Origin of the sequence: Sphingobacterium sp. 2149, assembly GCF_031455655.1 — a bacterium.
Classification (GTDB): Bacteria; Bacteroidota; Bacteroidia; order Sphingobacteriales; family Sphingobacteriaceae; genus Sphingobacterium.
The window spans coordinates 1-7,991 of the sequence record NZ_JAVDTD010000026.1 but is presented as its reverse complement, the minus strand read 5'-3'; the positions used below and the strand labels follow the sequence as shown (position 1 = coordinate 7,991).

The following is a 7,991-nucleotide window of genomic DNA, read 5'->3' as shown; positions in this document are numbered from 1 at the left end:
ATTCTTCTTCGAATTCAAATCTTGATAAGGCTTGTTCATTCATGTTTCCTTTACGTTTTTAAACAAAACTGTAAAGCTATAGCCGTATAAGACCCAGTATAAGACATCTTGTAACAGCGAAGTATCAAGTTGACACCTCTTTCGGCCTTTCTTCGGAGCTTCTTCGGTACTTGTTCGGTACTTGTTCGGAGATTGTTCGGTCGCAACCGAACAATCTCCATTGTATATACGTATGATATACGTTGAAGAATCGGGTGAAGGGCGAAGTTGGTAAGCGGGAAGTTTTAAGGTTATTTATCTTTAAACATCGTATAATGATCTTTCATCACCTGTAAGACAAAATCATTGGGAGTCATTACATCAGGGTGTTTAACGTCCATGACTTTTTCCAGACGTTGAACTAAAGCCGTTAAAATTCCCACATCTCTTCTGTCAAAAGCTGTCTGATAAATCTCTTTAATCGAGTTGGCATCTTTGTCACTCAGTTTAATTACTTGAGGAAATAGAATTGGGTGATTCTCTAATGTTTCCTCATAGATGGTGTCGCCCAATTTTAAGGCAGGTTTGAGACTAATAACTGACGTTTCTCCGGCAATATCTCCAATGCGTTGCCCATTTTTTGATAATACGATTGATGTAATGGCGACTCCACCCATTGTCATCCAAATATCTACGATAGATAAACTCCATCTGGACAAGTACTGATAAAAATTAGCCCGTGAACCGTCGAGCTTAACAACTTTTATTTTCATTATTTTCTTGCCAACCGTTTGCCCACCAAAGGCCGTTTCGGTAATCAACGTATAAAAAAAAGCCGGTAAAGTCAGTGCCATCATGATCCCATAAAACAGATAGGGATCATTACTGGTGATATTTAAAGTGTCCAAGAGGAAGAAACAAAAGAAATAATAGCAGACTATAATGAAATAGTCTATTGCAAAGGCTATCATTCTTGAGCCAAGACTGGCAAGATTATATTCGATTTTTACATTTTGTGCTGTATTTATCTCGAGCTTATTCATCTGTAAAATGATTTGAATTTAGTGGCAATATAGAATATATAAGTCAATTTTGCAGTTATTTGTGCTTTTCAATCACGGATATTTCCTATATTTGGTTGAGCCAGTTAAAAAAATTAATGAGAGAAGCATCATTTGTAGAACGAAATAAAGAAAAATGGACGTTAATTGAAAATAATTTGTCAATTAATACAGCGGTTGATCCGGATGAGCTGGCTTCAAATTATATTGAGCTGACAAATGATCTGGCTTATGCGCAAACTTTCTATCCTGAGAGTAAAGTAAAGGCTTACTTAAATGAATTGGCGGTGAATGCGCATCAGAAAATCTATAAAGATCAAAAAGCTTCCAACAATAAGTTTAAATCTTTTTTTAATGAAGAGATACCACAAGCAATTTGGTGTATTCGTAGACCGCTTTTGTACTCCTTCTTAATTTTTGTTTTGGCTTCAATTATCGGTTTTTTGTCGTCTGTGTACGATATTGATTTTGTTCGTCTTATTTTAGGCGACTTCTATGTGGATTCAACGATAGAAAGTATAAAAGCAGGCGATCCTGCTGCGGTATACGGAAAGGGAAGCAATTTTGGTTCAGCAATTTGGATTACGATAAATAATGTGCGTGTTGCTTTTATGGCTTTTGCTGCCGGACTATTTTTTAGTGTTGGGACGGGGTATGTCTTGTTTAGCAATGGTATTATGCTAGGTGCATTTCATCATATGTTTTTCCAATATGGCGTTATGGGGAAGGCTATGTCAGCGATCTGGATTCATGGTACCATCGAGATCTCGGTAATTATTGTGGCCGGGGGATGCGGATTAGCACTCGGCAATAGCATCTTATTTCCAAAATCTTTTACCCGTTTAACTTCTTTTGTCCGTACGGCAAAGATTGCGATGAAAGTGTTGGTCAGCACAATTCCTTTTTTTATTATTGCCGGTACATTGGAAGGCTTTGTAACAAGATATTATAATGTTTCAATTTGGTTATGTGCATTAATTATCGTTTTATCTCTACTGGCAATCCTCTATTTTTACGTTATTAATCCATATCGACTAGCAAAACGATTTCAATGGAAATAAACTTTGAATTTCAAAAAGAACGGAAGGTAGGGGACTTTGTGCAAAGTTTTATAGATCTTTTTAAATTGATCTATAGGCATTTTGTATCTACTATTTTTGGTTTATCTGCTGTTCCGCTAGCCGGAATTGCCTTGGTTTATTATTTTCTGTCTACAAAAATCACATTCTCTGCTAATAGTGATTCTTTTGAGGACATCGATGCTCTGACTTGGGCTGGTTTACTTATTGTGGCGCTGATTGCTTTGGGACTGTACGTTTACGGTATTTCTATCGAATATTTTGTACTGCTTAAGGAGCGCAAGAGTACTGCATTTTCGGGTGTGGAAGTGCTTAAGAATTTTAGATCAAACCTTGGGAAATACTTTATGTTTTTGATTGCCATGATTTTGGCATTGATTGTCGTATTTATTCCATTGGCTATTGTTGCTGCGATTTGTGCATTTATCCCTTTTGTCGGAAGTTTTGCTATCGGAATATTGGCGTCCATGGTTGGTATTTGGTTATTTTGCTCATTTTTATTTTATCGCGAAGGCTATTCGGATCTCGGAAGTTGTTTTACAGATGCCTATGTAATGCTAAGCAAAAAATTGATTCAGTATGGTATTGCTACCTATATCGTAAATTTTATTTTCCAAATGGCTGTCATGATGATTTCTATTGTACCATTGGTTATCATGGGGATACTGTCATTCAACTTCCTCGGAATAGATGTTGCTTTTTTTGACTCATCCTGGGGAAAACTGCTGATGACATTGGGAGGTTTATTTATCACATTATTTACGTTGTTTCTTTATATGTCCGGAGTTTTGGCCAACGGTATTATTTATGAAACAGCGAAGGATCTCAAATTCGGAGAACGGATTTATGGTATGATTGAAGAGATAGGAGGAAAAAGTGAATAAACTCTTGTCTTTTTTCTGCATTGCTGGTTTGTCAATGATGTATGCTTGTGATCCGAAACCGGAGAACGTAGATTCCGACAGCAATAGTGCCGATTCGCTCCATGTGCAAATGGATTCTACCTTAGTGACAACCGATTCTGTCGCTATTGACTCGATAGCTTTAAAAGCACCAAATGGCCAACAGGAAAAAGATGAAATTGATCTGTGGGATCCAACATTATTTGACTCAATTCCAAAATATACCGAAGAGCGTTCGTTTAGAATGGACCCTTATCAGGATATCATCAAAAGGTACGAGACGGACGATTTTGTTTATTCAGAAAATATTAAAGATCGGGTAAGTGCATTACAGCGGATTCTTGCCCGGCTCGCGGATTGGATTGGGAGCATCACCCCAGATAATCCTTATAAATTTCGGGAAGAATTTGGATATGTCTTTGCTTTTTTAGCTGTTATCGCACTAGCCTTTATCCTCTATAAAATACTTTACAACAAGAACCAATATTTTATCAAACATCGGGAGGAAGATACCGAACTGGACGTTTTAGCTTATGTAGAGCGAAATCTAATGAATAGCAACTTGGAGCCTCATATACAGGAAGCTATTAAAAATAAAAATTATGCTCTGGGAATTAGGTATTTACAGCTGCTCAATATTCAGAAGTTGGCTCATGCTGATCATATCAAGTGGAAGCAAAGTAAAACAAACGCTGAATTTGGGCAGGAAATAAGGGACGAGGAACTTCGTCGGGGGTTTTTGGAGTGCACACGAATATTTGATTATGTCTGGTTTGGTCAGTTTGAATTGACGGAAGCTAATTTTACCCAATATCAGCAATTGTTTACCCAATATCAAAATCAAATTAAATGAAAGGATCGGTAAAATTTGGATTGATATTATTCGCAGTTGTTTTGGTGCTCATTGCGCTTATCGACGCTACAAGTAAGAAACCAATTATCTGGGATCGGACATTTGATGCAAAAGACAAAAATCCCTTTGGAGCTTATGTGCTACGTCAAGAACTTGAGCATATCATCGATCAAAAGAATACAACGATTGAGCGGCCATTGTACGAGTATCTGGACAGCACAAAGAAAACGGACGCTAACCTGTTTTTTTATACCTCTTATTTTTCAATGGGTGAAGCTGCGGAAGATAAATTACTGGATTATGTGAATCGGGGAGGGAAGGCAATGATTGTCGCTGAGGAAATTGATCGTTATTTTTTGGATTCCTTGGGGGTGGAAACGGATAGTTTCTATGGTTACAAAAAAGGGGTAAATATAAAAAAACAAGTACGCGTTCGGCTAATGAATGATAATAATAAAATTCATTACGGTAAATCGGAGCTTGGTGAAGTGTTCAAAAAACTCCCTAAAAATGCAACTATTTTAGGTGCGATTACCTATAAAGAATTTGCACTACCTAACTTCGTGGCGATTCAATTTGGTAAAGGAACAATTTACCTGCATTTGACTCCGGATTTATTTGGAAACTATTACCTGCTGAATTCGGCGGCACAATATGCTTATGTTGCCAAATCATTATCTTATTTAGATGATAAGCCGCTCGCTTGGTATGATTTTAAAGCAAACATGGACCAATATCGTACGCCTTTGCGTGTGTTGCTTCTGAATGATGGTCTTCGGCAAGCCTGGTATGTTTTGTTGGCGGGGCTGGTTCTTCTACTGGTGTTTAGAAGTAGGCGTGAACAGCGTGCAGTGGCGGTAGTGGCTCCGGAGCCGAACCTCTCAAAGGATTTTTGTGGAACGATTGCTACTTTATATTATGAAAATGGTGTACCCGGGAATATGGTTGCCAAAAAGATAGATTACTTTCTTCACGACCTTAGAAACCGTTTTCATTTAGATACCTTGGCGTTGCGTGAAAACGAATTCAGTGAAGAACTGGCTGAACGGTCTGGAGTCTCTCTGATGGAGACACAAGCTTTGATCAAGTTGATTGTACGCATGCAGGATGCTAAACAACATGACTTGGTCGATCTTAAATTGATTAATGACACTATAGAAGAGTTTAAACATAAAGCAAAAATGATATGAGTGACTTCGATAAATATATACCTTTTGAAAACCGAATAGATGTATCGGTTTTGTTCGATAAAATGGCTCAGGTGAAAGCAGAGGTCAAAAAAGTAATCGTTGGACAGGATCAATTGATCGATATGCTTCTGATCTCCATTTTGGCTTCTGGGCATTCCCTGATTGAAGGATTGCCAGGGGTTGCAAAAACATTATCTGCAAAATTGATTGCCAAAACCATCGATAGCGAATTTAAACGTATTCAATTCACACCAGATCTAATGCCTTCGGATGTGACGGGGTCATCGATATTGGATCTGAAAAGCAATGAATTCGAGTTTCGCAAAGGCCCTATTTTCGCAAACATCGTTTTGATCGATGAAATCAACCGTGCTCCGGCAAAAACGCAGGCTGCGCTTTTTGAAAGTATGGCCGAACAGCAGGCATCGGTTGATGGAACTACTTATCGATTACCCGCTCCTTTTGTTGTTTTTGCGACGCAAAATCCAATCGAACATGAAGGAACTTACCGTCTGCCAGAAGCTCAATTAGATCGCTTCCTGTTTAAAATTAATGTGAGCTATCCAGAGTTTGAACAGGAAATGGAAATATTAAAAGAACATCATGCCCAAAAGGAAGTCAATAAAGAAGATCAGGTTCAGGCAGTGGTTTCCGCAACAGAAATTTTAGCATTTCAAAAATTGATCAAGTCTATTTTTGTGCATGAGGAGCTGATAACATATATTGCTCAAGTTGTTATAAAAACACGAACTAATCCAAGTTTGACACTCGGAGCCTCACCTAGAGCTTCTATTGCTTTACTGGAATCAGCGAAAGCTTCAGCAGCGGTTAGCGGTAGAGATTTTGTTACTCCTGAGGATATTAGGAGGGTGGCATCGGCCGTATTAGGACATCGTGTTATGTTGACGCCAGAAAGAGAAATGGAAGGCTTTACTACAGCCTATGTCATCGACCAAATCATTAATTCTGTTGAAATTCCAAGATAATGAAGAAATTAAGTCAGCTCTTTCTAACAAATCAATTTTTCTACTCGCTATTAAGTGTAGCAACACTCTTTACATTGTCTTTTTTCGTTAAGGAGTTGTTTATTGTAGCTTGGATTGTTTTTTGGATATGGCTGGCAATTTTGGTCTTTGATTTTATTCTCTTATTTTCTGGAAAGGGGAAAATAGAAATCACAAGGGTATATCCTGAAAAGCTCTCCAACGGAGATGAGAACCCAATGAGACTGATTGTGCGTTCTTTTTATCCTTTCCGAACAAAGGTGGAAGTTTTGGAGGAGTTTCCTGTTCAGCTCCAAATTCGCGATAAGGATTTTATGACCCATCTACCCAGCTTTCAGGAATCGGAAATATCATTTTCGCTGCGACCGACCCAGCGGGGGATCTATAAGTTTGGACGTTGTTTGGCACTAGTGATGCGTCTTGGATTTTTCAAAAGAAGATTTGTCACTAATCAGGAAGAAGAAATACCCTGTTACCCATCTTATATACAGTTAAGAAAGTATCAGCTTTTGGCGACAAGTAATAGACTGAATGAACTCGGGATAAAACGTATTCGACGGATTGGATCGGCCATGGAATTTGATCATGTTCGCGATTATGTTCAAGGCGATGACTACCGTCACATGAATTGGAAAGCATCTGCTAAAGTGAAAAAGTTGATGGTCAACCAATATGAAGAAGAGAAGTCGCAGCCGATCTATTCTTTTATCGATCTAGGGAGGGCAATGCGTATGCCTTTCAACGGCCTGAGCTTATTAGATTATGCTATCAATGCTTCGTTGGTTCTTTCGAATGCAACGATATTAAAGCAGGACCGCGCAGGCCTATTAACCTTTTCAAAAGATATCAATACATTTATACCCGCTGAGAAAAGGAATAATCAGATGCTTAAAATTTCAGAGTCACTCTATAAGGTATCGACTAAATTTGAAGAATCGGAATTTGGAAAACTGTATAGTTATGCCAATGCGCATATCAATAAGCGTTCACTAATTTTTCTTTACACCAATTTTGAGACCTTAGATTCCCTTAAACGGCAGATAAATTACCTGACTATGCTGAATAGAAGTCATATAATCGTCGTCGTCGTATTTAAAAATGTGGAGGTAGAGGATCTGGCTAAAAGTGTACCGAAAAAGACGATAGATATCTATAATCAAATCATTGCTGAAAAGTTTATCTATGAAAAGCAGCTTATTGTACAGGAGCTTATCCGTCATGGATTTCAGACTATTTATACTGCGCCGGAAAATTTAACCATCAATTCCATCAATAAATACCTTGAAATTAAGGCACGAGGACTTATTTGATGATCGAGGTGTCTTTGACCATAACTTTCGTCCAAAGGTGCTGATATTTTTCAATTGCTTTTAAATGGACTGGATGTGTCTCATAGCTTGTTATATCTTTAAGATCTTTAAATGTAACGATCAACGTGTAGTCAAAACTATTGTCTACTACAGGCCTCGGGTTTGTTTGAGCAGGTACGCCATAGTGGAGTGTCTGAATTACGTCGATTTTCCGAAGCTCCTCAAAAAACTGGGTAAAATTCATTTTGTCTTTTTCACTGATATCTTTCTTAAGCCAGAAATTAACCACGTGGACGATGGTATTGGTCTGAGTATCTTGGCTCGGGTGAACTGGATGAGCCCATGTTGGGGCAGTCATAAGCACCATAGGTGCCATAAGAAAATTGCGTCTTTTCATGATTGAAACGGTTTAGAACTATGAAGATACAAAACGTTCCTGATTTCACAAGTATCAATTATAAGGAAAGCGAAAATGGGCTCTTCTGCGCATGAAAATTAGACCTGTTCATTAAAAATACAAGAAGCTGTCTCAAATTTATTGAGGCAGCTTTTTTATTAAATATGGCTATGCGATAGATTTGTGAGTTGTTTGTTGATTATTTCACAGAACTGT

8 protein-coding genes are annotated in these 7,991 nt (G+C 38.0%); 6 read left to right on the top strand and 2 right to left on the bottom strand.

Annotation, left to right across the window (positions count from 1 at the left end; translation table 11 throughout):
* Positions 1 to 290: 290 nt before the first annotated feature.
* Positions 291 to 1,022 carry an RDD family protein gene (locus tag J2X77_RS23590; RefSeq protein WP_209578279.1) on the bottom strand — a complete coding sequence of 244 codons (732 nt, stop codon included), beginning with the start codon at positions 1,020 to 1,022 and terminating at the stop codon, positions 291 to 293.
* A gap of 116 nt (positions 1,023 to 1,138) precedes the next feature.
* Between J2X77_RS23590 and J2X77_RS23585 the strand changes: the two genes are divergently transcribed.
* Genes J2X77_RS23585 through J2X77_RS23560 form a run of 6 tightly spaced genes read left to right on the top strand, consistent with a single transcriptional unit; the run spans position 1,139 to position 7,378 of the window.
* On the top strand, positions 1,139 to 2,101 hold the full coding sequence (locus J2X77_RS23585) for a stage II sporulation protein M (protein WP_209578280.1): 963 nt from the start codon (positions 1,139 to 1,141) through the stop codon (positions 2,099 to 2,101).
* On the top strand, positions 2,092 to 3,003 hold the full coding sequence (locus tag J2X77_RS23580; RefSeq protein ID WP_209578281.1) for an ABC transporter permease: 912 nt from the start codon (positions 2,092 to 2,094) through the stop codon (positions 3,001 to 3,003). Before J2X77_RS23585 ends, J2X77_RS23580 begins: the two co-directional genes overlap by 10 nt.
* The gene (locus tag J2X77_RS23575) at positions 2,996 to 3,874 is read left to right on the top strand and encodes a DUF4129 domain-containing protein (protein WP_209578282.1); all 879 of its coding nucleotides are present in this window, start codon (positions 2,996 to 2,998) and stop codon (positions 3,872 to 3,874) included. The genes J2X77_RS23580 and J2X77_RS23575 overlap by 8 nt, the downstream gene beginning before the upstream one ends.
* On the top strand, positions 3,871 to 5,064 hold the full coding sequence (locus J2X77_RS23570; RefSeq protein ID WP_209578283.1) for a DUF4350 domain-containing protein: 1,194 nt from the start codon (positions 3,871 to 3,873) through the stop codon (positions 5,062 to 5,064). The genes J2X77_RS23575 and J2X77_RS23570 overlap by 4 nt, the downstream gene beginning before the upstream one ends.
* Complete coding sequence (locus J2X77_RS23565; RefSeq protein WP_209578284.1) at positions 5,061 to 6,050, top strand: MoxR family ATPase; 990 nt, start codon at positions 5,061 to 5,063, stop codon at positions 6,048 to 6,050. Before J2X77_RS23570 ends, J2X77_RS23565 begins: the two co-directional genes overlap by 4 nt.
* Positions 6,050 to 7,378 carry a DUF58 domain-containing protein gene (locus tag J2X77_RS23560; RefSeq protein WP_209578285.1) on the top strand — a complete coding sequence of 443 codons (1,329 nt, stop codon included), beginning with the start codon at positions 6,050 to 6,052 and terminating at the stop codon, positions 7,376 to 7,378. Before J2X77_RS23565 ends, J2X77_RS23560 begins: the two co-directional genes overlap by 1 nt.
* On the opposite strand, the gene J2X77_RS23555 is transcribed toward J2X77_RS23560, so the two are convergent.
* A complete protein-coding gene (locus J2X77_RS23555; RefSeq protein ID WP_209578286.1) occupies positions 7,371 to 7,775 on the bottom strand; it encodes a Dabb family protein in 405 nt (134 codons plus the stop codon). The genes J2X77_RS23560 and J2X77_RS23555 overlap by 8 nt on opposite strands.
* Between the last annotated feature and the right edge of the window lie 216 nt (positions 7,776 to 7,991).